Genomic DNA, 24462 nt, shown 5'->3' on the forward strand with positions numbered 1-24462 from the left:
CCGGACAGGAAATCCGACTCCTGGGGTTTTGAGCTGGCGCGATCTGTGATTCACTCTCTGGAACGGGAGGTGGATCATGGGTCACTGCTATTCTCTCGATCTTCGGGTGCGGGTGGCTGACTTTGTCGAGGCGGGCCATCCCTGCCGGGCGGCCGCCGAACACTTTGACGTCAGCGAGAGCTTCGCCATCAAGCTGGTGCGGCGAATGCGGGACACCGGCTCACCGGCGCCGGCCCGCCAAGGCCGACCGCCCGGAAGCGGCAAGCTGGTGGCTTACGAGAGCTTCCTGATCCAGACCGTCGAGGCCAAGCCCGCCATCACCATGCCCGAACTGGCCGCTCGCCTGCGGGAGGAGCACGGGATCGTGGCCGCCCCGGCGATGCTCTCGCGCTTCCTGTGCCGGCGCGGCTTCAGTTATAAAAAAAGCCCTGATGGCGGCGGAGTGCGCACGCGCCGACGTGCGGGATGAGCGGCGGGTCTGGCGCGAACACCGTCAGGCCCGCATGCGCCAACAGCCGCACCGGCTGGTGTTCCTGGACGAGACCTACGTCAACACCAAGATGACCCGCCTGCGCGGGCGCTCGCGCAAAGGCCAGCGGTTGCGCATGAGCGCGCCCTTCGGCCACTGGAAGACGCATACCTTCCTGGCCGGGCTGCGGTGCAACGAACTGTGTGCGCCGTGGATCATCGATGGCCCGATGACCCGCTTGGCGTTCGAGGCTTACATCGAGACGCAGCTTGCCCCGACCCTGCACCAAGGTGACGTGGTGATCCTCGACAACCTGGCGGTTCACAAGAGCGACAAGGCCGCCCAGTGTCTGAAACAGCGAGGCGCCTGGTTCCTGTTTCTGCCGGCTTATTCGCCCGATTTGAACCCGATTGAGCAGGCCTTCGCCAAGATCAAGGCACACCTGCGTAAGGCTGAGGCCCGAACGTTCGACACACTCTGGCGGGCGCTCGGGGACATCTGTGATTTGTTTGAGCCGCGAGAATGCTGGAATTTCCTCAAGGCTGCCGGCTATGCGTCCGTTTAACCGTCCGATGCTCTAGTGCAAGGCAAACAGGACAGGTTTGAGAGCGCGGAATTGAGACTGCAAAGTTGAGAAGTGATCTGCCGCAGAAGGTAGGCCGCCTGCCCTTCCTGAAAATTGGCGTGCCTGTTTGAGTGGCGGTTAAGACTGAACCTTTTGTGGTCAGCTGACCACAAAAGGTTCAGCACTTTGAGTGACGCACCAGCAAGCTAACATTACAGTCCAACTCGGACGGACATACTTTGAGCATGCTCCTGCTCATCGTAGTATCCCGCTGCCTGCTGAACCGACTTGTGGGCAGACTGGCGCATAGCGTCAACAAGCGGAATCCCATCTCGTCCTGCCTGAGTCATAAAGCCCGAACGCAGCCCGTGCGCACTGAAATCAGTGGGATCGAGCCCCGCCATCTGGCAGCGCTTTTTTAAGATGAGGTTGATCGACTGCGGGGTGAGCGGGTTCATCCCGATAGAACCGTTCTTTCGCACTTCGCGGAATATCGGACCAGACGTCACGCCAGCTGCCTGCATCCACTCATGGAGGGCAACAGCGGCCCGTCCTGCGGCGAAGACGAAGGCGCCCTGCCCTGCCGTGGTCGTCTTCGTACGGCCGAGAGCAATGCGGACACAAGGCACGGTTGGAGACGCCTGATCCGCTGGCCGGAGCTTGATCGGATCGACAACACTGATTTGGGAGTGCCTCAGGGTTGCCACCTCACTGCGCCGCCGTCCGCCGGCAGCGAATGCAATCAGGAGGATGGCCCGATCCCGAAGATCGATGGCCTTCGAGCCTCCGCAGGTGGCCAAAAGCCGGTCGAGAACATCCCGGGTGACGGGCTTGCGGCTCTTGCGCTGGGGAGTGCGCCCGGACGCTTTCATGGCGAGACGCACGGCTTTTTTGATGCCCGGGTCGTCGAACTGACCTTCAACGCCTTTCCACTGGTGCAGGGTCGACCAGTTCGAGAGCCGCCGGGAGACCGTCTTCGGGGCGTGAGGGCCTCGGACTTTCAGGACCTTGCGATCCCAGAGTTCCTCGATCACGTCATCAGGCATGCCATGAGCTGTATCGACAGCTTTATGCTCTGGGTCCCACATGTGATGGGCAACGAATTTCAGAACGAGTTCAGGGTGGGCCGGCCAGGGGAGCGGACGCCCGGTCGCAGCGCGGCACCAAGCCTCGAGGTAGGCGAGATCAGAGGCGAGGGCGCGTAGAGTATTGGCGCCCATACCTGTATCGGCGAGATGCTTCAGGGTGGCGACATCAGCATCGGTCAGGATCTCGGCATAGCGATCAGCTGCCGCCATCGGCAGCACGGCCGCCAGTGCGTCGAGTTGCTTAGCGCGGCTGATCTGAGATGCCGAGTTGGCCAACGGTGTTTGCCCTACGTCAAGATCGTTCTTCTGGCCGGACTATGGTCGAGCCCCTGTGATTTGTGAACTGTGGCTGAGCAGCCGCAGGCAATTCACCCAGTCTGACGTCGCACTCCTGCTGCATTCCCATGGTCTGTGCCGCGCCGGCAGATGGGGAAGGAACGCCGCGTGAGCTGGATTACCGATGTCGCGCCAAAGATCAAAACCCTGTTCAAGCGGGATGCGCCTGACACAGACAGCCTTTGGATCAAGTGCCCGGACTCTGGGCAGGTGGTGTTCCAGAAGGACGTTGAGGCGAACCAGTGGGTGATCCCCGGCTCTGGCCACCACCTGCGCCTGTCAGCGATCCAGCGCCTGACGCTGACTTTTGATGGGGGCCAGTGGACGGATGTGCCCGTCCCGGACGTGGACTCCGACCCGCTGAAGTTCCGGGACACCAAGCGCTACACTGACCGCCTGAAAGAGGCCCGGACGAAAACTGGGTTGCCGGACGCGATCAAAGTCGGCACAGGAACGGTTGAAGGTCTGCCGATGACCGTAGCGGCCCATGATCCCGATTTCATCGGCGGGTCGCTCGGGGCGGCAGCCGGGGAGGCGTTCATCCGGGGTGCCGAAACGGCGATCGAGCGAGCCACGCCCTATGTGGCGTTCACCGCCTCGGGAGGAGCCCGGATGCAGGAGGGCATCCTGTCCCTCATGCAGATGGCGCGAACCACGGTTCTCATCCAGCGGCTGCGCGAGCGAAAGCTCCCGTATATCGTGGTTCTCACCAATCCGACCACGGGCGGCGTGACGGCGTCCTATGCGATGCTGGGTGACATCCATCTGGCCGAGCCAGGAGCCCTGATCGGCTTTGCTGGGCCACGGGTGATCGGCCAGACGATCCGCGAGCACTTGCCCGATGGATTTCAGAGAGCCGAGTTCCTGAGGGATCACGGCATGGTCGACATGGTGGTGCACCGCCATGACCTGCGCCCGACCTTGGCTCGGTTGTGCAGCCTTCTCATGCGACTGCCCGCGAGGGGGCTTACGCCCGTGGCCGATGGGCCTGCGAAGGACGAGCCGCCGCACCATGAAGCCGGCCTGCCGGCACCCTCCGACGAAGAGACTGGCCGCCAGTAGGGGAGGGGCATCCTCCTCCGGGCAGCCATCAGGACCGTTACCGTTCTGATTGATGGACGAAGCCATGATGGCCACTATGGTTAATGGAAGGAAAACGGGCTGGAGGGGGAATGGCGCGAAACCCGGTTCGCGATGAGCGACAAGGGGACCTGTTCGGGGCGACCCCGCCACCTGCCACACCGGCCCGCCGGCCATCCCCGCCGAGGCCAGTGCGTGAGGAGACCCGGGCAGGCAAGCTGGTGTCCTTAGGGGCTCTTAGCGCGACGGCCACCAGACCCGCGATCGACGAACTCCTCGACGGCATGCCGGATCAGGAACTGGCGTATCTGGCAATCGAGGCCACGCGGCGGGTGAAGCGCAGGCTCACCCGCGGGCAGGGGAGGGAACTTCGGTCGAAAGGCTTTGGCCGAGGGCGATCATCACCCCTCGACGATGCGCTGCGCCGGATCGGCGGCGAGTTGATGGAGTTTGAGGATCCGGGTGAGACGTGGTGACCCGCCGTGCGCGTCAGGTATTCAGGGCGCTCCACGCCATTTCGGCCACCTGCAGCTCAATCCCAGGATCTAGGTTGTCGTTGATTTGCCAGGCCCCTGACAGTCCGGCCCAGGCCAGAATCCAGAGGAGCAGGCGGCGCATCTCCAGGGCAGCGGCTTCGCTGACGACCTCGATACGCCGGGCAAAAATTTCGGGCCTTCGGGCAATGGTCAGATGGGGCAGGCCGAGATCCGGGTCGCAGAAGAGGATGGTGTACTCGAAGGTCCGCTCGCCGATCACCCGCTTTGGGTCGATGGCCAGCCAACCCCGCTCCCCGAAATCCAGGATGTTCTCGTGATGCAGGTCAGCATGGAGGGGCACGATCTCTCGTTGCGACGCCAGAACGTCGGCGGCCGCGTTGGCGGCATGGACGAGCAGGCCGCCATGCGCCTGGGCCGCAGGAGCGAGGGCCTGAAACCAGGTGGTCAGCGGCACCAGACCGAGGGGAGGGGCGCCCCGCGGGGCGTGGAGCTGGCGGGCCACGTCACAGATGATCAGGGTGGCCTCCGCGTCCAAGCCCTCGTTGGCCCAGGTGACCAGCGAGCGTGGTCCGGTGGCCTGCTCAAGCAGGATCGCGCCATCGTCGTAAGCCAGCACCTGGGCGGCGCCGTGTCCGGCCCACCACCGCATGAGCAGGTGTCCGTGCCTCTCGTCGTCGGCGTGCGTGACCTTCAGCATCGCCGGTCGGCCGTCGGACAGGACCGGCAGAAGCTGGCTGGTGTGCGTGACGATGGGAGCTCCGGCTGGCGTGAGGCCCCACTTGGCAATGTAGTGCTCAAGCATCAGCATGCCCTATCATGCGGGCCGGTCGGGTGCCACGGACCCGGAACGAGAGGGGAGGGCAGTCCCTGAGGGACACTGCCAGGGAGCCGATCCTGCTAGGAAGGCCTTAGATCCTGGTCAGCAGCTCCCGCTTTTTGCCTTCAAATTCCTCGGCACTGAGAAGGCCTTTGTCTCTCAGATGGCCGAGGCGCTCCACCATCGAGAACACATCCCCGGCTTGTTCGGCCGCTTGTGGGTGGCGCGTTGGGGCATCGGAGGCCTCAGCGGGGAGGTGGCGCTTGAGCCGGATCGTGTACGGGATCACCGAGCCTATCGTTGCGATAGTCACCAGCGCCAGGACCCATCTTACGATGTCGCCAGCCACGGGACTGAGGGTGAGGCCTAGGAACGATTCGAGAAAAATCAGCAGCAGGATGGTGAGGAAGCCATACTTCAGGAACCACCCACACGCTTTCAGGAGCCGATCGCCAAGGGCCTTATGGAGCCTGTTGTCCCGGCGGGCCGTCCGCTCGAGGGAGAACACCGTCAGCGGCACCCAGATCACGGTGAGGGAGGGGACGATGCAGCCCCATACGAAGTTCGGGTTCCAGAACCGTTCCGCGGGTGCTGCGGCCTGTAGGAACTGCCGCGCGCGCAGGACGAACAGCACCTGAAACACCAACAACGGAATGAACAGCAGCACCACGATCCAGTGCCAGATACTCGCTCCACCCACGATAATTGCCCCCTGCTCAAACCCGAGCAGACCATAGAACAATCGAACTGATGTCGTCGAGCGAGGGGCGTTTGATCGATCGTAGGGGAGGGGAGGCGAACGGCGCGGAATGGCAGATGGTTGCCGGCCCGTCCGGCCTTAGCGCTCTTTTGGGAACGTTCCTTGGTGCGATCCCCAGAGTCCGAAGCTCCAGGATGAGGCCGGATGAACCGGGCGATTTGGCCTGGAACGCGGGCTGAACGGCGGATATTTGCCTTCCTAGGGCTCGAAGGGCCCCGAAAACGGGTTTGATAGCGATGAAAACGGGTTTGATAGCGATAAGGGGCCATGATCGATACCAAAACGCGCCGAGAATGCGGCATCAGACAACCAGTAGACAAATCCCCTATTGCTTCGCTTTCCGCCCCGAGTACATTGAGCCTCAATGACTTAACTCAGGCGTTCAGGCGCTGCCGGACAAGGTAATCGGAGCATTTTGGGGGGCCAACGATTCCTTCAAAGCGGTATCTGTGATTCAATCGATGGATGACGGGATCGCCTCCTGATTTCGCTAAGCCCCTGTCCTCGACGGCCCTGCGCCGGCTGGTCACGGACCTGGCCGGCAAGATCGATCGACTGGAGCAGGAGGTCGAGCAGTTGCGCCGCGACAACGGCAATCTGCGCCTCGACAACCAAGCCTTGAAGGACGAGATCGCCCGGCTCAAGAACCTGCCGCCGCGGCCACCGTTCAAGTCGTCCGGCATGGACAAGGCCACCCAGCCAAAGCCTTCCGGTCCGGGCCGGCGCCCTGGGCGCGGCTCCAAAAGGGATCGCGTCACGCGCGAGGTCACGATCCGGGCCGAGGTGCCGCCCGGCTCGCGCTTCAAAGGCTACAAGACGGTGGTGCGGCGGGATCTCGTGTTGGCCGCCGAGGTGGTGCGCTACAAGCGGGAACGCTGGGTGACCCCCGACAGTCAGACCATCATCGCGCCGATGCCGGCGGGGGTCGCCGGCGGCCACGGGCCCGGCGGGCGGCGGTTCTGCCTGGCCCTGCACACGCAAGGCCAGGTCACCACCGAGCGCCTGACCGATCTGCTGAACGGCATCGGCCTGTCGATCTCCAAACGCGAGGTCGTGCGCCTGCTGACCACCGATCTGGAGACCTTCGCGCAGGAAGACCACGCGGTCTTGGAAGCCGGCCTGGTCTCCTCGCCGTACATCACCGTCGATGACACCGGCGCGCGCCATGCCCGCCGTCCCGCTGTGACCACGCAGATCGGCGGCGAGCGCTTTTGTGCCTTCCGCACCGGGCGGTCGAAATCGCGCCTGAACTTCCTGTCGCTGCTGCGGGGTGATTGCGAGGACTATGTCGTCAACGAGGCCGCTCTGGATTATCTACGCCGGCAGCCGGTCGAGGCCGCCGTGATCGCCCGGCTCGCCGCGCATCCGGACCAGGTGTTCTCTTCGCAGATGGCGTGGTGGCAGCATCTGTTGCGGTGCTCGATCAACATCTTCGACCGGACCCTGCTTCAGGCGCTGAACGAAGCCGCCACCTGGGGCGCGATCCGGCATCACGGGCTGATGGCCAACACGGTCGTGGTCTCCGACGATGCCGGCCAGTTCCGCGTTGCCCAACACGCGCTGTGCTGGATCCATGCGGAGCGCCACCTGCAGAAGCTGATGCCGGCCTCACCCAAGCAGGCCAAAGCGGTGGAATTGGTCCGTGAGACCATCTGGTGTTTTTACCGCGGCCTGAAGCTGTGGAAGCAGAGCCCCACACCGGGCGCCGAGGCGTTATTCCGGCGCCAGTTCAACCGGATCTTTGGCCAACGCACGGGCTACAAGGAACTCGACGAACTGCTGGCCCGCCTTTCGCGGAGGAAGAACGAATTGCTGCGGGTCCTCGAGCGTCCGGAGATCCCGCTGCACACCAATGTGTCCGAGAACGACCTGCGGGCCTGGGTGACCAAGCGCAAGATCTCCGGCGGCACCATGAGTGTGGATGGCCGCGTGGCACGAGATGTCATGCTGGGGCTCTCGAAGACCTGCCGCAAGCTTGGGCTGTCGTTCTTCACCTATCTTGGGGATCGGCTTGGATTGAACCCGGATCAGCCCAAAATCCCGCCGCTCGCCGACCTCATCATCCGAACAGCCTGAGGCCGCCTTGAACACCGCCGCATGGTCGCCGCCCCGGCGGACAATCGTTGTCGGTGTCCGCTTGTCCCGCCACCTGTAACCAAAATGGTTCCGCCATGACGCCTTCACCTATGACTGCCCTCACGGACGTCTTCACCGAACCCAGCGACGTCGATCCGGAAACGCTCAACAATCTGGGACCTCTGCGGCGTCTGGCGGGGCGCTGGCGCGCGCAAAAGGGCGTCGACCTCAACCCCAAGGCGGACGGTCCAGAACGGCGCGTGTTTATCGAGACCATCGACTTCCAGGCGATCGACCCGCAGGCGAACGGGCCGCAATTGCTCTACGGCCTGCGCTACCACATCCACATCACGACCGAGGAAGAGGACATCACCTTCCACGATCAGGTCGGCTATTGGCTGTGGGAGCCGGCCACCGGCCTCGTGATGCAGACCGTGGCCATCCCGCGCGGGCAAGTCGCCATCGCGGCGGGCCAGGCGGCACCCGATTCAGACCAGATCGTCGTGATGGCAGCCCGCGGGCAGACCGACTATGGCATCTGTTCGACAACCTTTCTGGAGCAGGCCTTCCGCACGGACCATTACAGGATCACGATCACCTTCCATCCGGACGGGAGCTGGAGCTACGTGACCGATACCGAGCTGCTGGTGCATGGCCAGGACGTGCCTTTTGCCCACCAGGATCGGAACACGCTCCACCGCATCGGTGAAGCGAAGCCCAATCCTCTGGCGGTGACTTTAGCCAAGCGGAAGGCAGGTTGAGCGAAGTGGCGCGGCCTGCCGAACGTTGCCCCGTCTCGCACCTTTCCCACACCACGGTTCGAGCGTCGCCCCCCAGAATGCCCCACAGACCCGGACAAGGTAATCGGGGCAGTTTGGGGGGCAACGATTCCTTCGGAACGGTATCTGTGATTCAATCCATGGATGACGGGATCGCCTCCTGATTTCGCTAAGCCCCTGTCCTCGATGGCCCTGCGCGAGCTGGTCTCGGATCTGGCCGGCAAGATCGATCGACTGGAGCATGAGGTCGAGCGGCTGCGCCTCGACAACAGCAACCTGCGCGCCAACAACCAGGCCCTGAAGGACGAGATCGCAAGGCTCAAGAACCTGCCACCGCGTCCACCGTTCAAACCGTCCGGTATGGAGAAAGCCACTCAGCCGCGGCCCACCAAGCCGGGTCGGCGCCCTGGGCGCGGTGCCAAACGGGATCAGGTCACCCGCGAAGTAACGATCCGGGCCGAGGTTCCGGCTGGCTCGCGCTTCAAAGGCTACAAGACGGTCGTGCGGCGGGATCTGGTTCTGGCCGCCGAGGTGGTGCGCTACAAGCGGGAACGCTGGGTGACACCGCAGGGCCAGACCCTCATCGCGCCCTTGCCGCCCGGCATCGCCGGCGGGTTCGGGCCCAATGTGAAGCGGTTCTGCCTCGCCCTGCACACACAGGGCCAGGTGACCACTGAGCGCCTGACCGATCTGCTCAACGGCATCGGCCTGGCGATCTCCAAGCGCGAGGTGGTGCGCCTGCTCACCTCGGATCTGGAGCCGTTCGCGCAGGAGGACCGCGCGATCCTGCAGGCGGGCCTGGTCTCCTCGCCCTACATCACCGTCGATGATACCGGCGCACGCCATGCCCGCCGTCCCGCGGTGACCACGCAGATCGGCGGCAAGCGCTTTTGCGTCTTCCGCACCAGTCGGTCGAAATCGCGCCTGAACTTCCTGACGCTGCTGCGTGGCGACTGCGAGGACTATGTCGTCAACGAGGCCGCGCTGGACTACCTGCGCCGGCAGCCGGTCGAGGCCGCCGTGATCGCCCGGTTGACGAAGCTCCAGGGCCAGGTGTTCAGCTCGCAGATGGACTGGCTGGAGCATCTGCTGCGGTGCTCGATCAACATCTTCGACCGGCCCCTGCGCCAGCTGCTGGATGAAGCCGCCACCTGGGGGGCGCTCCGGCATCACGGGCTGATGGACAACACCGTCGTGGTCTCCGACGATGCCGGGCAGTTCCGGGTTGCCACGCACGCCCTGTGCTGGGTTCATGCCGAGCGCCACCTCGAGAAGCTGATGCCGGCCTCGCCCAAGCAGGCCCAGGCGGTGGAACTGGTCCGTGAGACCATCTGGTGCTTTTACCGTGGCCTGAAGCTGTGGAAGCAGAGCCCGACACCAGGCGCTGAGGCATCCTTCCGGCGCCAATTCGACCGGATCTTTGGCCAGCGCACGGGCTACAAGGAACTCGATGAGCGGCTGGCCCGGCTGGCGCGGCGCAAGGCCGAACTGCTGCGGGTGCTCGAGCGGCCGGAGATTCCGCTGCACACCAATGCGTCCGAGAACGACCTGCGCGCCTGGGTGATCAAGCGCAAGATCTCCGGTGGCACGATGAGCGCCGATGGGCGCGTGGCACGGGATGTGATGCTGGGGCTTTCGAAGACCTGCCGCAAGCTCCGGCTGTCGTTCTTCGACTATCTCGGGGATCGGCTCGGACTGAACGGGCATCGACCAAGGATCCCGCCGCTGGCTGACCTCGTCATCCGGTCAGCCTGAGGCTTGGCCCCCCAAAGTGCCCCGATTACCCGGACAAGCGAGGGGGCAATCCGATGAACTTCACCGATCTTGAGCGTCTGGACGCGCCTGCCCTTCCGGTGCCGGAGTTGCCATGGGAGAGCATCGCCGGTCGTCTGGAGCAGCTCACGATCGCCATTCTCCGCTTTGACGCCCGGTTGGAGGCATCAGGTCTGGCTGCTGGATGGCAGTCTCGCTGCGATCTAACCGAAGCCGTCCGAGCCCTGATCCTCGATGGTCATCTGGTCGATGTCGGCGATCTCGTCCTCCATGATGCCGGAATGATGTCCGCCATCCCACTCACGAGCTCACACGGGCAGCCGCAGCTGTCAGAGCTCGGCGGACTGCGATAGCCCGAAAAGCGCCTTGGCCGATTTCTTTCGACGGACTCGCGGCTCTGAGGGGTGTCGGCGGGATCGGTTCGGAAGCGCCGACGACAACGAGACGCAAGCGGCCCGATCCGGATGATGAAGAGGCCTATCCGGCCTTCGCCGATGATGCAGACCCGTGGAAGGCACACTTTGCCGAAATCGACGCTGTGTTGGATCGCACCACTCGGGTACTGGCAGGTGAAACTCCGCTGCCTAAGAGCCGGTCGCACCTGGTCTATGACCCGGATCAGGATGAGGCTGAAGCCGAAGACCTGTGGCTCGATCTCGTCAAACGGACTTCCCATTGGCCGGCAGTTGCCGCAGCGGCCGTGGCATGGAATGGCTGGCTGGATCTTAACCTCTATACCCGCTTGCCGTGGCTGGGCTGACAATGGCTGCCTCTATTCTGAGAGCCCGAGGACTGACCAACCACCTTCTCCCGCTGGCGGCAGGCTTTAAGAAGTCGAAGTTCCGACCACAGGGCAGGGAAGGGGCGAAGGAGAAACTCGATGGCTTTTGCAGTGTCGTCGAGGAGGCCTTGGATATTGCGAACAAGGATCTGGAGAGGCTGATCCTGGCACGTGAGTTGATGAGGCAGGTGATGGCCAAGACCCGCTCCAACTCGAAGCTGCCGGAATTGGTCGATCTATTCCTCTCCCGCCCGCCGGTGACGGTGCCGCTCGGCGCCAAACTGTTGAAGGTAACCCCAAAGGCAGTCGACCTCATGCTGCAGCAGTTGGGTGGGGCCCTCCCGCGGGAACTCACCGGGCGGACCGCTATCGTGCCTGGGGCATTGTCTAAGGTTTCCTTAGCTGCGACATGATCCTATCATTGGCTGTTGATGTTCAATGGGTTAAGACTTCACCTCGTTCGTAGGGACGGTTTCCCATGTTGATGTGGAGCGCAGTGGTTACTTTCCTCCTCTCCTTGGTGGCCATCGGGCCGTTGCGGGCGAGTGCTCCCTCCTGGCTGCTGTCTGGTGCAGAACTGGCGGTGGTGATCAGCGTCTTTGCCCTGGTGTGCTTTCTTGAAATCAGCGGTGGCAACACCGATCGCTCCAATCTCACCGGCTGACAAGTTTCGGTAAGGTACTCCGGCGAGGGGAGGGCTGCATATGAGCGAGCGCGGGAGCAGGCGGAGTACTGTCTAGGCCGAGGGAGCGAGGCAGGTTGCCGGATTTGGTCTGATGTCGCCGTTGGGGTCGCCCACCGGACAGGCAAAATGAACACGGGAAGGGCGAAGGAACAGCCGCGGTGAGTGAGCCCTGCCTATGGCCTCGTCTACGCGAGCGTTAGCTTCCCAACTTGAAGCTAATGAACCGCCCGAAGCTGACTTACTCTTTAACTTTCAATGACTTGAGCCTGCGTTTGCGGGCTTTTCTATTGCTTTGCGACCGTTCCAGGTATTTCGCAAATCTCACAACGTTTGCAACAGGTTCGGCAGCTATGTGCAATCCATCACATTTCCGTTCAGCGCAGTCCATGGCACATGGCTGGCACACGCAAAGCGGACCGAAAAACTTTGACCTGGTGCCGAGCAGCGCTCTGTCACCCTCCATTAAGGATTCCAGCGAGATCCTGTGGACCAAAGCCGGTCCCCCTCTACTCAACGGGCGAAGAAGCATACACCTCTGATCAGTCAAGTTCGGAGCTTGGCCACGTTGGAGAACTAGTACGAACTGCTTACTGTTCTCCAGGTGTTCTGGTAGGATGAGCGCCCAGGTCGGCGCTGCGGATGACTGCGGAGGCAGCTTTGGAGACAACAGGCACTTCTCGACGGCAGCTTGACCTGTTCGTGCCGACGGAGACGCAGTCATCCGAGATGTGCCATCCGACAGGACGGGGCCTGGATTGCGCTCCGAGAGTACCGGCTAATCTGATCTGTTGGTCCAAGATGCAGGCCGAAGGCGGGCAGCCGCTAGAGGTAATCGTCCAACGCAAAGAAGCCGAACGGAAGGCCGGCAACGGGCTGTTCTTTTGGGGTATTGGGAATGCATTTGGGTCTGCCGTACAGCACCTCCGCACGGCCGGCAGGCCTATCCCTGTGAAGTTTTCGAGGATGCTGTCAGCGCCGAAGCTCGCTGATAGCGCTCCCTCGGCAGTTTCCATCTGGCTGTCGTACATCGATGAGGATGGCGTGGAGGTCGATTTGCCCAGTCATGCTCTGATCACGAGCCGTGCGCGAACGGCTAAAGGCGACAAGACGCGGCACTACGCCTTGGTCTGCTACTCTGATGCCGCCTTGGAGCTGAGGGAGCGCAGCCGATTGGATCACACTTCGCTTCGGAACTACGCTGGGACTGGCGGCAAGGTCGGGCCCTCTCAAGTCACCAGCTTGGTTGTGCCAACTCATAGCCTCGAGAGCGCCGCCGGCGCGTACTCGGTTGATCTTGAGGCAACTTTGGTCGCCCCATATTTTGTGAAGCTCACGAGGCCGGCCGTATTGACGCAGCGCCTAAGGCATCGCATCGAAAGTTGGGCTGGTGGATCGCAAGAGGAGTGGCGAAGGCTTGTGCTTGATGTACGAACCGCCGCCGCTCTGCAGTTTAGCGCGACTTAGTCCTTTGGAGTGGTACGCAGCAGGACGCCATACGGACGTTGCAGCTTCGCGAAATAGCGGGATTGCACCAGTTTGCGCGGAACCACCTCGTTGTGTTTGTCAGCGCGCACGAGGCAGCCCTTGTCAACACGGCCCATGATGTAGTTGGAGGCGATCTTGCCTTCTGAGGGGCCATAACCGACCCGGTATTCGCTCAAGTCAAAACTGAGATCTCCTTCTTGGATCTCATCCAAGACAACGGCGTATCTGGAGCCCCGTACCTCGATCCCTTCAGGGATGGGTTCCCAGTTGATGCCGTCTTTCGAATACTCCGTGGCGACTGCCGCCTCATAATGGTTTGATACGATCTCCTGCATCACAAGGGTGATATCATCGCCATGTTCGATCCTGTGGCTCACGAACGGCTGCAGCTTTGAGATCGGATGCATCGTGCCGCCACCGTAGCCCCAGAAGATCTTCCCCGCCTTGTCGTACTCACGGCGCTTCCGCTCGATGATATCCTCGAAGGTTTCATCCGCATGGCGGCCGACCTTCATGAAGATCATTGACTGGAGATCAGGCGCTCTGCTCATTCTCAACCTCTTCTTCCATTATCTCAAAATGATATTCAGTCGGGTCAGCTGTACCGCGCCCGATCTGCGGCGTCTCCCGAACATAACGCACGACCACAGCACGATCCTTTCGGCCGTAGAAGTTTTTCCGGCGTTCGGCTGGAGTAGGTTCATTCTTAATGTTGTGGTCCGTCCAAGCTTCGATCGACAGAGCGCACGAGGTCAGATCGGATGCGTCATCCAAGTGGTACAGGTGCATCCTCGGCTGCATCTCGCAAACAACCATTCCCCGGTTTAGCGCCTCCCCCTGAGTTCTTGCGAGCACCTGCCGCGTCCATGGGCGAGCTGGATCATCGCCGATCACGATGACCCCTTTTCCTTTGGGGGCTAGCAGCTGAATTCCCCGTTCCATGAAAACCACGACGCTCTCGCCATCGTTGTACTGGCCCCACGGAGGATTGATGTGGAACGCCCCGAACTGCCCGAGCAGATCGTCGGGGAGAGCATCCAGAACGTTGTAGAGCGTGGCCGAGATGCGATCGGTGAGGTCGTTCGCCTCGGCAAATCGATTCACCGAATTGACCATGCGCTCATCGAAATCGAGCAGCAAGATCCTCGACGGTCCCCAGTTCAATATTTTCTGGGCCTGAAGATGAGCGATGCACAGCCCGATCGCATCGCCGTCTCCGACGAACACCAGGCTTCGGCCGTGAGTTTTGCGACAGATGTACTCGGCATGGACCATCATGTCGCCGACCTTCATGTAGATCTGGTCGAACTCACGGATGGGACGTGGCCTGTTCTCCACGATGTCTGACACGGCGTTCAGAGCCAATCGGAGATCAAGTGCCTGACGCCGCGGCTCCTCAATCTCACTAGCAGAGGCTTGCTCATCCTCTGGGCCAGCATCTGTGGTCGCTGAAGCAGTCATTTCTCACCTGCCTTCGGAATTGCATGTTTCATAGGCTGATTGAAGAGGTACTTAGTGACGAGGTAAGCGAGGCCAAACACCTGAGTGAGTACGGCCGGGAAGAGAATCTTCAAAAGACCTGCATCCAAGGTGATGGTGCCGCTCCCAAGGAGCAGCAGGAGAATGAACGCCGCGACAACTTCAAAGCTGACGAGGCCAAATATGAGCTTCGCATAAAGGGATCGAAGCCGCCGTTCCTCGTCCATTTGCTGTGTCCAGACGGACAGGTAGGCGCGAACGCGTTCGCGTCCCTCCCACTCGTCAAAGCTGTTGGGCTGCCAAGTGGATGGGTCTCCTGGAGTAACCTCGCCAAGCACTTCCGTGCGAATCGAGGGCTTGGCGATATCGAGCGGCTTCATTGATCAATGAGCCCAAGCTGATTGAGACGGAGAGCCATGGCCTGTCGCGATACTTGGAACCATTCTGCCATACCGTCGACATCCCGGATCTCGGGCCAGCGGTCTCTTACAACGCTCGAGGGCATGAGAATGGCGGCGGCAAAGACATTGGCCTCCCACTCCCGCCGCCGTTCTTCGTTCCAGGGCTCGTCTGGGTCCGTGATCGTGCGGAAGTTGTCCTCATCGTCTATGAACTCGCCTTCACCCGCAGCCAGATGCAAGACGAAGTGTCCGAGTTCGTGAGCGACCGTGAACCGCTTTCGAACAGGGCGGTCGTCAACATCGACGTAAATGGTGGAAGCACCTCCACGTCTTGCGATCAGTCCGTGAATGCCAGGCTCCGAGAATTTGGAATTAAAGATGCGGACGCCCATTCGGTTCGCCAGCTGGACGGGGTCGGTTGGTCCGTCTCCAGCCACGTGTTCCCGCAGGATCTCCTCCGCAACCTGTTCGATTTCTGCCCGTCTGCGGCTCATGGGGATCCTCTACGTCGTAAGGCGGCTGGCAAGCTGCCCGACGAGATCCTCCAATGGCTTGGAGGAGTCAAACAGGTGTACCGCGCCGCCTGCTCCAATAGCATAAATGGCAGCCACGCTGGCTTGGAGGGCGGTGTGTAGGTTCGCTTCAAACTCTGTAGGTGTCGGGCGCCCGCCAGATTCCTTTTCAATCCGCTGGATGGTTACATCCGGTGGAGTGTAGAGCACCCAAATCTGAGTCGCCTGTAAGGCCGCAAACTGGGAAATATGGAAAGGAGTTATCCGAAATCCGTAGTCTTCTTTTGTTACGGGGTGGCTATCTATGAGGACGTGCGAAGTGGGCTTTCGGCTTTGCACGAAATCGAGAAGTATTTTGTCCAAGTCTGCGATATCTTGTGGCGTGATAATATTTGATGATTGCTCGCGGATAGTAGCTTGTTCGATCGCAGTGCTATGCTTTTTGTTTACATGCCTTGTGAGTTCTGCCCCGTACTCAAACACCGACAGATTGCGGACTCTTTGCTGTAGCGCTCGACTGATAGAGCTCTTGCCTGCGGCAGGAGCTCCCGTCAAATAAATCACCTCACCCATAGGGCATTCCCATTAGAATTAGATCGCAAGTAGCATCGCCGAAAGCCTGCTGGGTGTCCAATCCTACCTTAGGTCTCTTTGGAAGCGCCAAGGCGCTTCGCTGGCAGTAATCCCCGATCTCTGGCTTACCCGGTATTCGCTCCGCTTGATGGTGGTGACCTGACTTCTAAGGGCAGAGTTCTGAACGGGTTCCGAACGGCTGTGCCCTCAAGGGTACAGCCAATCCGCCGAAGATGGGCATAGTAGCCCGAGATGGGGCCTGTAGCTCAATGGTTAGAGCCGGCCGCTCATAACGGTCTGGCTCCCGGTTCGAGTCCGGGCGGGCCCACCAGATGCGGACGTGGCGAAATTGGTAGACGCAAGGGACTTAAAGTCCCTCGAGCTTGCTCGTACGGGTTCGACCCCCGTCGTCCGCACCAATCAGAGCGAGATAGTAATCAGATTTGAGCAAGGATCCGGGCCATGTCCCGGTCGCCCTTCTTGTACTGAGGGCGTGGGGCCTCGGATGGTTCGTCAAGGATCTGTAGACCGCGCGTTTCATCGAGCCGGAGTAGCTTCCAGCCGGCACGCTCACCGCTGACACTGCCGCCACGAACCTGCCAAACGCGCATGACGGCGTGGCCCTTGGGCGTATATCCGCAGGCGTGCACTTCGACGACCCGAATATAGCCGTCATATCGGATCTCAAGCCTGCGCCCAGATCTCAAGGCATCAACCGCTGTTTGGATGAGCAAGGGGAACTCCGACTAGATTCCGATGTGCTTTAGAGTGGAAGCTGTTTGATGCGGCTGCTCTTGCTCATTGGGACCTCGAAAAGGAACGGAGCACTAGTCAGCTTCACAAACTGCTCGATGTCTGGCCAGCGCCATAGGAGGAATGAGGCCTGCTGGTTCAGGGGCGTCTTCTGGTAGGCTGGGGCAAGCACGAAGCCCCTGAGATGCGCCTGCCGAAAAGCTGCGCGCTCGGCCGGATTCTTCTGTATCCGGGTGTCCCCGGTAACAATGATCCACGTCTCCGACTTGTCCTCACCCAGCATCTTGATCCACTCAACGTCTTTGGCGTTTCGCCCGCAGGGGAGATCCTTGATGTGGGAGGCGCTGTGTCCGTAATGCTGGACAAAGCCATCGACCGTAGTCGCCAGCGTCGGTGATGTGCAGTTGTCGAAAAAGACCTTCAAGCTGCGTTCCGACGTTCCATCTCGTCCACGAAAGCAACTGCACGCTTCACAGCCCGGACCGGAACATCCCAGCCTCGAGCGGCTGCCTCAATGGAGCCCTCAGCCTCCGCGGCTGCGGCAAGAACCTCGGCCGGGACTGATGTCTCAGCCTCGATCGGGCGCCCAAAAGACCGAGCGGGATCGATCACAATGGATTTCGCCTTCCCAAGCACCCACCATCGAGCCGGAGCTCCGTCGTCACCGAATTCGATGTTGCTAAGGCTGCGCTCCATGACTTCTCGGAACGTGTACTGATTCTTGAAAAGGTCGATGAGCTGCGTTTCACCCTCTTCCGTCACGATCTGGAGAAAGACGGAGCGGCCGTCGGTCCGAAATCGGCTGGTCGAGAGAGGACGCTCATCCCCGATGATCTTGCGGGCTCGCTGGATCGCTAGGCGCACCTTCTGAGCGCTCAGGCCGCGCTCAATGAAGGCGGAGGCCACCCTGATCTCCATAAGGTCTCGGAAACCCAAGGCAATCCCCTGGTCCCCAAGATCCACTTGGGGTTCCCACAGAGGATCGTAGTGCTTTCCGCTGATCTCGTGCCCTCGAAGCCAGCGCAGGATCTTGGCCGATGACACTTGGACAAGCCTCGCCGCCTCGGCCGGGGTGTACAGGCCGATCCCGATAAGATTGTCAGGCGCGTGGTGGCTCACGGTCATAGTCTCCGAGCGGATAGATGTTAGGAAGCTGGGCGTGTCGTCAAGGGTGCAAAAGAGCCCCATTTGTCAGCCGAGATCAGAATGGCAACGGCTGCCTTACGGCAGCTCGTGCACCGAAGCCTCCGGCCGATAAGGTCGGCGGGCGCTCTATGAATAGTCGCCCTGTGGCCGCATTGGCACTCGGTCCTCAGATCACGCGGGAAGGTGCTGGCAGGCGCCACCGCGGGGGACTCTGACTTTGGTGTGGATCGGGCAGAGGAGGCGGCAGGAGCCTTGCTGCCGGGCTTTCGATATTCCGCTATGGCCCGCGCCGACTGGGCGCGCAGGTCCGCCCTGGACGGACACTGCGGCTGCCCTGGAACTCCACCGGCACCTCAAGCTCATAGACCCTCAGTGGGCGGAAGCGCTCGTGGTTCATCTTCGACATCAGACGGCTCCCGCATCCGGTCTGCAGGATCGGTTCATCCAACATTGCCCCATTCGCAGCTCCCAGGACGAGACCCACGGATCCGCCGGGAAGGATCGCGTTTCCGGGTATCCCCGGCGCCGCCTGCTCGGTGAGCACCATTTTCACGAGCAGGGAACTTGGTTGGTGTCCTTGGGCCTCGGTGTGAGCCCGCGAACTATGTCTTTCGACTGATTGTCACAACGCATGGCGAGCGAGGACTGATCTCACGGCGTGATAGGCCATTCTCTGCTGGCGTAAAGCTGCCGCACACCAGACCTCCGACGCGATTCCTGGCATTCGAACCCCAGGATTAAGCGGCAACCAAGACATTTCTGGCGCTGGGCCCCGGCTGAAGCTCGCGAGAGCCTTCCTTGTTTGGCATGCTCTCGACGAGGAGACTAACACGCGTGACCTGACGGGCTCGCAAAGGCTGACTTATGGCACCTTTGAAACTGAGCCAAATATCTGATCAGCGGCATGGGTCCATCGTCAGTTGTTAACCACGTTTGATTCGGCGCTCATGAGTCATAATGCAGAGTCACGATCACGCTGCGGGCGAACTACTACGCACTCCCGAATCAAGTGGGTAAGTTCCGATCGTGCGGAACCGGTCTTTTACATGCGAATTGATTCGGCCTTTTCGGCTAAATGATTCTGACTAAAGAAGTTTCCCACCGCTGAATCGATCTATTGTGAATGGATTCTTGACGCGCGACTCCACAGCCAACTCAGAATCGGTCATGTCTCGTAACGGCACGAGTTCAACGGGTGGATGCCATGCCTGACGTGAAGGGGATCGAACGGGTTCAACGTTTCCGCAAGTCTCGCCGGGAGCGGGGAGACAAGGAAGTGAACGTCTGGATTCCCGGGCTTCTGAGCACTGCGATTGACCAAGCGGTCGAGAGTGGTCGTTTCAAGTCCCGTGAGGCAGTCATCACTCATGCCCTCGAAGCCATGTTTGCCGAAAAGGATCGGAATGTCGTGACGTAACCTAGGCAAAGCAAAAGGCCCACGAAGCTGGTAACTTCGAGGGCCTTTGGAGAACCACCGAGGGGTGGCCTAAGCGATTGGTTTGCACAGTCCTTATGCCATCCCGACAAACTGGCTGTCAAGAGCATCGGTTTCGGTGAACGCTCCCGCTTTGCCCTCAACATGGAGGGTGCGATGCAGCTTGCATCGTCAGGAGGCCGGCGGCTGAGACATGCCGCTCTGGCCGCAAGAAAGCTTGCGCTCGAAGCCGAGCGCACGGTGACGCGTAAAGAACTCTCGGCTGCTGCCCGGGACGCGGGCAAAGCTCTCGACCTCAGGCCAGCCCAGCGGGCGGTCCTGTCCGAGCTCGTCGCCTGCTGGGGCGAGCAGGAATGGGAGCGGCTGCTGGTGTGGCCGTCCAACGATTACCTGATCAGCCGCACCGGCCTGACCGAGCGGGCGATCCGGCGCATCCTGCGCCAGCTGATCGACCTGCAACTGCTCGCGCCCAAAGACTCGCCCAATGGCAAGCGCTATGCCGTTAAGGACCAGAGCGGGCAGGTGGTCGACGCCTTCGGGTTCGATCTGACCCCGATCTATGCCCGCCGGGGCGACTGGGCGGCGCTGCTCATCGAACAGAAGCAACTGCGGGAGGTGCAGAAGCGGGCCTTTGACGAGGTCACCATCTGCCGGCGGGCGGCGGAAGAGGCGCTGAGCGCCCTGGCGGAGCATTTCCCTGCGGTCGACCGCACCGGGTTCGAGGATGAGCTGAAGCTCTTGCAGGCGCGCACGCCCGCCCGGTCCCGGACGACGCTGCCGGCTGACCTGCTGGAGGCCTGGCAGCTGTTGAGAACCCGGGTTGAGGACGCCTTCTATGAAACGGGCAAAGCCGGACTCGGAGTCCGTCACATTGATAACAACAACGGATCTCCTAGTGAGCCTTGTAACAAGAGCTTTCCGAAGAAAGCTGAGGCGGTTCGTTCAACCGAACAAACCTCGGAGCACCTATCACCGGAATTGATCCTGGAGGCCTGCCCCACCGTGAGCGACTACGGCCAACCGGTGCGGGACCTGGCCGACATCGTCTCCGCCGGGCGCTACCTGCGGGCAGCCCTCGGGGCACATGAGAGCGCCTGGGCCGAGGCGGTGGAGGACATCGGCACGGTCAGGTCAGCCATTGCGGTGATCTACGTCCTACAGCTCTACGAGGACGACATGGCCCGGAACGGTGGGGAGAGCCGGATCAAGAACCCGGGCGGCTACTTCCGCGCGCTCACCCGAATGGTGAAATCCGGCAAGATCGATCTCGCCGTCGAGATCCTGGCCATGAGGAGGCGAAGAATGGCGTAGGGAGGGGAAGCGTGCGCGTCGAGATGACGACTGGCCAGCGTACCTGGGGTCAGAGAGCGGTAATAGCAGGGTGCATCACGGATGTGAATCGTTGATGCCCAAAGGATTCAGGACTTTGATTGGACCTCGTCCAGGCGCCTGCGCGACACTGGCGCATGGCTCAAGACACAATCCAATACCTGGTCCTGCACAGGTGTGATCCAAGCTGCAACATGGCTCGCTACTATGTCCTGGCGATCGAGCCCAGCTTGTTCGGTGATGTGACACTGATCTGCGAGTGGGGCCGCATCGGTCAGCCGGGGCAGAGGAGGATCGAACTCTACGAAAACCAATCAAGTGCAAGGGAAGCCCTCGAAACCTGGCTTCAGCGAAAGCGTCGCCGCGGCTATCTACTGCGAAGCGGGCAGGGACAAGAACAATCTCGGGGACGTTCAGTTCACCAGGTCATCTTCGAAATTGGAGCGCTTCTCCCATGCTGATTTGATCGACTTATGCGAACGGGTTTTTGACCTGCTGCGGCGTTTCCTCTGGGCCGATTTCATCAGGCAAGGCTTCATCCTGCTCCAGGGCCTTCACGATAGCGTCAACCGCCGCTTTCAACGCCTTTGCCTGCTTAAGGCCGCTCTTGTCGCGCGTTATGTCGAGTGAGCCATAAAGAGCGACTTTGTCCCTGCCGTTTTCAATGGTGAACTCGCCAATGCTGAGCGAGGTGCTGTCATCTGAGAACGGCTGAAACTTCTTATTCATGGGCTGCGTTCAAACTGATCAATGGCCTCAAGGATGGACGTTTGTTTTGGGCCAATGGCCAAATGGCTCCTCTGCGGGATCCAGACGGACAGGTCATCGCGTTCGTGAAGGTTGTGTCAATGCCGTTTGAATCGTCCCCAGAAGCGCCGAAGTAAAATTCCCCACTTGTGCCGCTTACGTCCCCAGGGCCGTCGGGCTATTTTTCGGAGGCCGGCCTCGACGACGCAGGACCGGCGCCGGATCGGGCGGCGTGATGAGCGCCTTGGAGCGCACGTGCTCGGGCATCAGTTCAGCGTGCTGCCGTAGGCGGTAGCTCGAGCCCTCGATCTGGATCACCACCGCATGATGCAGAAGCCGATCCAGCAGGGCCGTGGCCACCACAGGATCGCCAAACACCTCGCCCCATTCGGCGAACCCGCGGTTCGAGGTCAGGATCATCGCCCCGCGCTCATAGCGCGCGTTGACGAGCTGGAAGAACAGGTTGCCGCCGCCGGACACCACCGGCAGATAGCCGATCTCGTCCACAATCAGCAGGGCGGGCCGGCAGAAGAAGCGGATCCGCTCCGGCAGGCGCCCCTCGCGCTCGGCACGAGCCAGCATGCCGATCAGATCCGCCAGCGTGCAGAAGTACACGCTCTTGCCGGCCTTGACCGCCTCCACGCCGAGCGCCGTGGCCAGGTGGCTCTTGCCGGTCCCCGGCGGGCCGAGGAAGTGCACGACCTCGCAGCGGCCAATGAAGCCCAACTGCGCCAGGGTCAGGATGCGGTCGCGGTCGAGCGAGGGCTGGAAGGTAAAGTCAAAGCCCGACAGAGTCTTGATCGTTGCCAGTCGCGCCATGCGCAAACCGGTTTTGATGCGGCTGTTCTCGCGCAGGGTCAGCTCCTCGGACAACAGCGTGTCGATGGCCTCCAGGGCGCTGATCTCGCCCTGCTCGAGGCGCCGCACGATTGCATCGAGGGCCTCCAGGGCCCGCGGCATCTTCAGGCCAACCAGATCCTGGCGGATCCGCTCCAGGGTGGTGGGGGTGAGCTCGAGGGCGGCACTCATGCGCGGGTCTCCCGAGCCAGGTGGCGGGCCACCGCGTCGTAGAACTCGAGCGAACGCTGCGCGACCACGTCGCCGGTGCGGCTGACCGGGAAGGCTTCAGATCCACGCCAGGGCCCCGTGGCCATGCCCTTGCGATGGCCAGGCGCCACCCGGCGCTGGTGCCGACCCTCGAGCACCGGATGGGCGGCAATCAGTTCGCCCTCCTCGAAGATGCGGATCTCGTCGGCCAGGGTGTGCACCTCGACCACGCGCCGGCGGGTGGAATCGGGCACGCTGTAGAAGTTGCCGCCCACGCTGATCATGCCCTCGCGCGAGATCCGCCGCTCCAGGCGCAGCACCGAGCGGAACGGGGCCATCGGCAGAGGCCGTAAGAAGGGCTGCTCCTCGGCGAAGGCTTCCATGACGATGCGGCGCGTGGTGGCATGCACGCGTGGATTGGCCACCGTGGCCAGCCAGTGCTGCAGCTGCCGGTTCAGATCCTCGAGATTGCTGAAGGAGCGGGCCAGGAAGAAGTCCTCGCGGATGTAGCGGAAGGGCCGCTCGACCTTGCCCTTGGTCTTGGCCCGGTACGGCCGGCAGGCTTTGGGATGGAAGCCGAAGTGACGGGCCAGATCGATGAGGGCGCGGTTGTAGACGATGCCGCCGGCCGTGGCTTCGCCGGTGACCACGGCCTTCATGCGGTCATAGAGCACCTCGTGCGGCACGCCGCCCAAAGCCTCGAAAGCGGCCACATGACAGCGCAGAAGAGTGGCCAGATCCTGGTGCAGGACGAAGCGAGCCCAGATCAGGCGGCTGTAGCCGAGCACCAGCGAGAACAGCCACACAATGCGCGGGGCCGACGGCTCGTCGGTGAAGACGACCTGGAACTGAGCGAAGTCGACCTGGGCTTGCTCGCCGGGTGCGGTCTCGAAGCGAACCTCGAAGGAGGACGGCGTTGCAGGACGGATCTCGCGCAGAAAGTCCGTGACAGCGGTATAGCCGCCGCTATAGCCGTGCTCCTTGATCTCGCGGAAGAGGCGAGAGCCGGTCAGGCCAGGGAAGGCACTCACGCGCTCGCGCAAGTAACGGGTGAAGGGATCGATGACGGTCTGACGTGGCTTGCGCGGGCCATAGGCCGGCGCTTCCAGGCCGCGGTGGATGTATTTGCGCACGGTCTTGCGGTCGAGGCCGCTCTGGCGGGCAATGGCCGAGACCGACATGCCCTGCCGGTGCCATTCCAGGATCATGACTACCTCCCCAAGCTGGATCACCACATGCCCTCCTGACCATCAGGAGCAGCATCGGCGACATCGGCCTGCCGGTCTTCCCGGCGGCGGCCAGAAACACCGGCAGCCGCGCTCACCTGGGGAAAATTCAATCGGCAGGTCTGGGGAGTTTCACTCCGGTATCAACAAGGTTGTGCAGGACCACTCCGCGTAACGCCAGCGTGAGAAGGAGGTCAGAGCCAGCGAGGAGGGGCTGCGGGAGGTGATCGACGCTCGATTAAGAAGCCGCGGAAGAGTTGGAACAGCCAGGGTAGGACGCTGTCCTCACGTCGGCCAGGGCGGCATTGATCGACCTTCGTCGAGCGCGTCCTAGACATGTACGTCAGAGCCCCATCGGCCCCGGTGCGGCGCTCAACGACGAGTTGGAGAGGATGATCGAAAGCGCTCGCCACACCGTACTAATCAGCGGCCGCTCGAACTGTCGCCGGACCGCGAGCGCGAGGCCCTGATCTGGCTGCTGCGCGACGCCGCTCCCAACAGGTATATCGAACCGCATCCAGGCCGGCACACCCATTGCGGCTGCCAGCCCGGCGACCCGTCCGATCTGGTGGGCGCCATCTGCCTCCGCAACAAGGCAGAGGAGGCGGGCCCGAACTGCGACT

At 61.8% G+C, this 24462-nt stretch carries 26 protein-coding genes, 2 tRNA genes and 1 pseudogene; 15 read left to right on the forward strand and 14 right to left on the reverse strand.

Features of this window, described 5'->3' with window-relative positions:
• Positions 1-76: 76 nt before the first annotated feature.
• A protein-coding gene (locus H0S73_RS22675) for an IS630 family transposase (RefSeq protein ID WP_246389366.1) occupies positions 77-1034 on the forward strand; the annotation gives its coding sequence in 2 pieces (ribosomal slippage) (positions 77-427 and positions 429-1034; 957 coding nt in all).
• Positions 1035-1246: 212 nt separating this feature from the next.
• Here the strand turns inward: H0S73_RS22675 and H0S73_RS22680 are convergent.
• Complete coding sequence (locus H0S73_RS22680) at positions 1247-2398, reverse strand: site-specific integrase (RefSeq protein WP_246389369.1); 1152 nt, start codon at positions 2396-2398, stop codon at positions 1247-1249.
• 150 nt (positions 2399-2548) lie between these two features.
• Here H0S73_RS22680 and accD point away from each other — a divergent pair, with 150 nt between their 5' ends.
• Positions 2549-3520: an acetyl-CoA carboxylase, carboxyltransferase subunit beta gene (gene accD, locus H0S73_RS22685; protein ID WP_181054506.1), complete on the forward strand. Its 972-nt coding sequence runs from the start codon at positions 2549-2551 to the stop codon at positions 3518-3520.
• Positions 3521-3729: 209 nt separating this feature from the next.
• The gene (locus H0S73_RS22690; RefSeq protein ID WP_181054507.1) at positions 3730-4014 is read left to right on the forward strand and encodes a hypothetical protein; all 285 of its coding nucleotides are present in this window, start codon (positions 3730-3732) and stop codon (positions 4012-4014) included.
• Positions 4015-4027: 13 nt separating this feature from the next.
• On the opposite strand, the gene H0S73_RS22695 is transcribed toward H0S73_RS22690, so the two are convergent.
• Positions 4028-4837, reverse strand: a complete 810-nt coding sequence (locus H0S73_RS22695) for an aminoglycoside phosphotransferase family protein (RefSeq protein WP_181054692.1) — start codon at positions 4835-4837, stop codon at positions 4028-4030.
• A 106-nt stretch (positions 4838-4943) separates the two neighbouring features.
• Positions 4944-5594, reverse strand: coding sequence for an SHOCT domain-containing protein (locus tag H0S73_RS25560; RefSeq protein ID WP_202050041.1), 651 nt, complete (start codon positions 5592-5594; stop codon positions 4944-4946).
• A 483-nt stretch (positions 5595-6077) separates the two neighbouring features.
• Here H0S73_RS25560 and H0S73_RS22705 point away from each other — a divergent pair, with 483 nt between their 5' ends.
• The 7 genes and pseudogenes from H0S73_RS22705 to H0S73_RS22730 all read left to right on the forward strand — a co-directional run bounded on the left by H0S73_RS22705 (position 6078) and on the right by H0S73_RS22730 (position 11685).
• A complete protein-coding gene (locus H0S73_RS22705) occupies positions 6078-7688 on the forward strand; it encodes an IS66 family transposase (protein ID WP_181054508.1) in 1611 nt (536 codons plus the stop codon).
• Positions 7689-7783: 95 nt separating this feature from the next.
• A complete protein-coding gene (locus H0S73_RS22710; protein ID WP_181054509.1) occupies positions 7784-8449 on the forward strand; it encodes an FABP family protein in 666 nt (221 codons plus the stop codon).
• 162 nt (positions 8450-8611) lie between these two features.
• A complete protein-coding gene (locus H0S73_RS22715; RefSeq protein ID WP_181054510.1) occupies positions 8612-10222 on the forward strand; it encodes an IS66 family transposase in 1611 nt (536 codons plus the stop codon).
• Positions 10223-10275: 53 nt separating this feature from the next.
• Entirely contained in the window at positions 10276-10593 is a 318-nt protein-coding gene (locus tag H0S73_RS22720; protein ID WP_181054511.1) for a hypothetical protein, read from the forward strand.
• 185 nt (positions 10594-10778) lie between these two features.
• Positions 10779-11149 (forward strand): annotated as a pseudogene (locus H0S73_RS25930) (DUF1612 domain-containing protein); the annotation flags it as partial.
• A 63-nt stretch (positions 11150-11212) separates the two neighbouring features.
• A complete protein-coding gene (locus tag H0S73_RS25935) occupies positions 11213-11434 on the forward strand; it encodes a helix-turn-helix domain-containing protein (RefSeq protein ID WP_246389395.1) in 222 nt (73 codons plus the stop codon).
• A gap of 65 nt (positions 11435-11499) precedes the next feature.
• Positions 11500-11685, forward strand: coding sequence for a hypothetical protein (locus H0S73_RS22730; protein WP_181054512.1), 186 nt, complete (start codon positions 11500-11502; stop codon positions 11683-11685).
• A gap of 1481 nt (positions 11686-13166) precedes the next feature.
• On the opposite strand, the gene H0S73_RS22735 is transcribed toward H0S73_RS22730, so the two are convergent.
• From H0S73_RS22735 to H0S73_RS22755, 5 genes are read right to left on the reverse strand one after another with little or no spacing between them, the layout of a single operon-like run.
• A complete protein-coding gene (locus tag H0S73_RS22735; RefSeq protein WP_181054513.1) occupies positions 13167-13742 on the reverse strand; it encodes a hypothetical protein in 576 nt (191 codons plus the stop codon).
• Positions 13726-14652, reverse strand: coding sequence for a bis-aminopropyl spermidine synthase family protein (locus H0S73_RS22740; protein ID WP_181054514.1), 927 nt, complete (start codon positions 14650-14652; stop codon positions 13726-13728). Before H0S73_RS22740 ends, H0S73_RS22735 begins: the two co-directional genes overlap by 17 nt.
• Entirely contained in the window at positions 14649-15050 is a 402-nt protein-coding gene (locus tag H0S73_RS22745; protein WP_181054515.1) for a hypothetical protein, read from the reverse strand. The genes H0S73_RS22740 and H0S73_RS22745 overlap by 4 nt, the downstream gene beginning before the upstream one ends.
• Positions 15047-15565 (reverse strand): ImmA/IrrE family metallo-endopeptidase, encoded by a 519-nt coding sequence (locus H0S73_RS22750; RefSeq protein WP_181054516.1) that lies wholly within the window; start codon positions 15563-15565, stop codon positions 15047-15049. Before H0S73_RS22750 ends, H0S73_RS22745 begins: the two co-directional genes overlap by 4 nt.
• A gap of 9 nt (positions 15566-15574) precedes the next feature.
• On the reverse strand, positions 15575-16156 hold the full coding sequence (locus tag H0S73_RS22755) for an AAA family ATPase (protein WP_181054517.1): 582 nt from the start codon (positions 16154-16156) through the stop codon (positions 15575-15577).
• A 255-nt stretch (positions 16157-16411) separates the two neighbouring features.
• On the opposite strand from H0S73_RS22755, the gene H0S73_RS22760 reads away from it, so the two are divergent.
• Positions 16412-16487: transfer RNA gene (locus tag H0S73_RS22760), tRNA-Ile, on the forward strand.
• Between the two features lie 3 nt (positions 16488-16490).
• Positions 16491-16575, forward strand: a tRNA-Leu gene (locus tag H0S73_RS22765).
• Positions 16576-16593: 18 nt separating this feature from the next.
• Here the strand turns inward: H0S73_RS22765 and H0S73_RS22770 are convergent.
• From H0S73_RS22770 to H0S73_RS22780, 3 genes are read right to left on the reverse strand one after another with little or no spacing between them, the layout of a single operon-like run.
• A complete protein-coding gene (locus tag H0S73_RS22770; protein ID WP_181054518.1) occupies positions 16594-16890 on the reverse strand; it encodes a hypothetical protein in 297 nt (98 codons plus the stop codon).
• A gap of 29 nt (positions 16891-16919) precedes the next feature.
• Entirely contained in the window at positions 16920-17333 is a 414-nt protein-coding gene (locus H0S73_RS22775; RefSeq protein ID WP_181054519.1) for a PIN-like domain-containing protein, read from the reverse strand.
• Positions 17330-18028: a hypothetical protein gene (locus tag H0S73_RS22780; protein ID WP_343058473.1), complete on the reverse strand. Its 699-nt coding sequence runs from the start codon at positions 18026-18028 to the stop codon at positions 17330-17332. The genes H0S73_RS22775 and H0S73_RS22780 overlap by 4 nt, the downstream gene beginning before the upstream one ends.
• A gap of 1231 nt (positions 18029-19259) precedes the next feature.
• Here H0S73_RS22780 and H0S73_RS22785 point away from each other — a divergent pair.
• From H0S73_RS22785 to H0S73_RS22795, 3 genes are all read left to right on the forward strand, one after another.
• Positions 19260-19472, forward strand: a complete 213-nt coding sequence (locus tag H0S73_RS22785; protein WP_181054715.1) for a hypothetical protein — start codon at positions 19260-19262, stop codon at positions 19470-19472.
• Between the two features lie 174 nt (positions 19473-19646).
• Positions 19647-20801 (forward strand): plasmid replication protein RepC, encoded by a 1155-nt coding sequence (repC, locus tag H0S73_RS22790; RefSeq protein WP_181054521.1) that lies wholly within the window; start codon positions 19647-19649, stop codon positions 20799-20801.
• Between the two features lie 155 nt (positions 20802-20956).
• The gene (locus H0S73_RS22795) at positions 20957-21280 is read left to right on the forward strand and encodes a WGR domain-containing protein (protein WP_181054522.1); all 324 of its coding nucleotides are present in this window, start codon (positions 20957-20959) and stop codon (positions 21278-21280) included.
• Between the two features lie 10 nt (positions 21281-21290).
• On the opposite strand, the gene H0S73_RS22800 is transcribed toward H0S73_RS22795, so the two are convergent.
• The 3 genes from H0S73_RS22800 to istA form a co-directional block, all read right to left on the reverse strand.
• Positions 21291-21548, reverse strand: a complete 258-nt coding sequence (locus H0S73_RS22800; protein ID WP_181054523.1) for a hypothetical protein — start codon at positions 21546-21548, stop codon at positions 21291-21293.
• 174 nt (positions 21549-21722) lie between these two features.
• A complete protein-coding gene (istB, locus tag H0S73_RS22805) occupies positions 21723-22595 on the reverse strand; it encodes an IS21-like element helper ATPase IstB (protein WP_181054524.1) in 873 nt (290 codons plus the stop codon).
• Entirely contained in the window at positions 22592-23845 is a 1254-nt protein-coding gene (gene istA / locus H0S73_RS22810; protein WP_181054525.1) for an IS21 family transposase, read from the reverse strand. The genes istB and istA overlap by 4 nt, the downstream gene beginning before the upstream one ends.
• Positions 23846-24462 lie beyond the last annotated feature (617 nt).

It is taken from the genome of Microvirga mediterraneensis (assembly GCF_013520865.1).
In the GTDB taxonomy this organism is placed as follows: Bacteria; Pseudomonadota; Alphaproteobacteria; order Rhizobiales; family Beijerinckiaceae; genus Microvirga; species Microvirga mediterraneensis.

Excerpts from the sequence above, each read along its gene's own strand:
- H0S73_RS22745 (WP_181054515.1), bottom strand. The coding sequence starts at position 15,050 with ATGAAGCCGCTCGATATCGCCAAGCCCTCGATTCGCACGGAAGTGCTT.
- H0S73_RS22705 (WP_181054508.1), top strand. The coding sequence starts at position 6,078 with ATGACGGGATCGCCTCCTGATTTCGCTAAGCCCCTGTCCTCGACGGCC.
- H0S73_RS22735 (WP_181054513.1), bottom strand. The coding sequence starts at position 13,742 with ATGAGCAGAGCGCCTGATCTCCAGTCAATGATCTTCATGAAGGTCGGC.
- repC (WP_181054521.1), top strand. The coding sequence starts at position 19,647 with ATGCAGCTTGCATCGTCAGGAGGCCGGCGGCTGAGACATGCCGCTCTG.
- H0S73_RS22785 (WP_181054715.1), top strand. The coding sequence starts at position 19,260 with ATGCCTGACGTGAAGGGGATCGAACGGGTTCAACGTTTCCGCAAGTCT.
- H0S73_RS22710 (WP_181054509.1), top strand. The coding sequence starts at position 7,784 with ATGACGCCTTCACCTATGACTGCCCTCACGGACGTCTTCACCGAACCC.
- H0S73_RS22740 (WP_181054514.1), bottom strand. The coding sequence starts at position 14,652 with ATGACTGCTTCAGCGACCACAGATGCTGGCCCAGAGGATGAGCAAGCC.
- H0S73_RS25935 (WP_246389395.1), top strand. The coding sequence starts at position 11,213 with ATGGCCAAGACCCGCTCCAACTCGAAGCTGCCGGAATTGGTCGATCTA.
- accD (WP_181054506.1), top strand. The coding sequence starts at position 2,549 with ATGGGGAAGGAACGCCGCGTGAGCTGGATTACCGATGTCGCGCCAAAG.
- H0S73_RS22750 (WP_181054516.1), bottom strand. The coding sequence starts at position 15,565 with ATGAGCCGCAGACGGGCAGAAATCGAACAGGTTGCGGAGGAGATCCTG.
- H0S73_RS22695 (WP_181054692.1), bottom strand. The coding sequence starts at position 4,837 with ATGCTTGAGCACTACATTGCCAAGTGGGGCCTCACGCCAGCCGGAGCT.
- H0S73_RS22730 (WP_181054512.1), top strand. The coding sequence starts at position 11,500 with ATGTTGATGTGGAGCGCAGTGGTTACTTTCCTCCTCTCCTTGGTGGCC.
- H0S73_RS22715 (WP_181054510.1), top strand. The coding sequence starts at position 8,612 with ATGACGGGATCGCCTCCTGATTTCGCTAAGCCCCTGTCCTCGATGGCC.
- H0S73_RS22755 (WP_181054517.1), bottom strand. The coding sequence starts at position 16,156 with ATGGGTGAGGTGATTTATTTGACGGGAGCTCCTGCCGCAGGCAAGAGC.
- istB (WP_181054524.1), bottom strand. The coding sequence starts at position 22,595 with ATGAGTGCCGCCCTCGAGCTCACCCCCACCACCCTGGAGCGGATCCGC.
- H0S73_RS22720 (WP_181054511.1), top strand. The coding sequence starts at position 10,276 with ATGAACTTCACCGATCTTGAGCGTCTGGACGCGCCTGCCCTTCCGGTG.
- H0S73_RS22795 (WP_181054522.1), top strand. The coding sequence starts at position 20,957 with ATGGCTCAAGACACAATCCAATACCTGGTCCTGCACAGGTGTGATCCA.
- H0S73_RS22800 (WP_181054523.1), bottom strand. The coding sequence starts at position 21,548 with ATGAATAAGAAGTTTCAGCCGTTCTCAGATGACAGCACCTCGCTCAGC.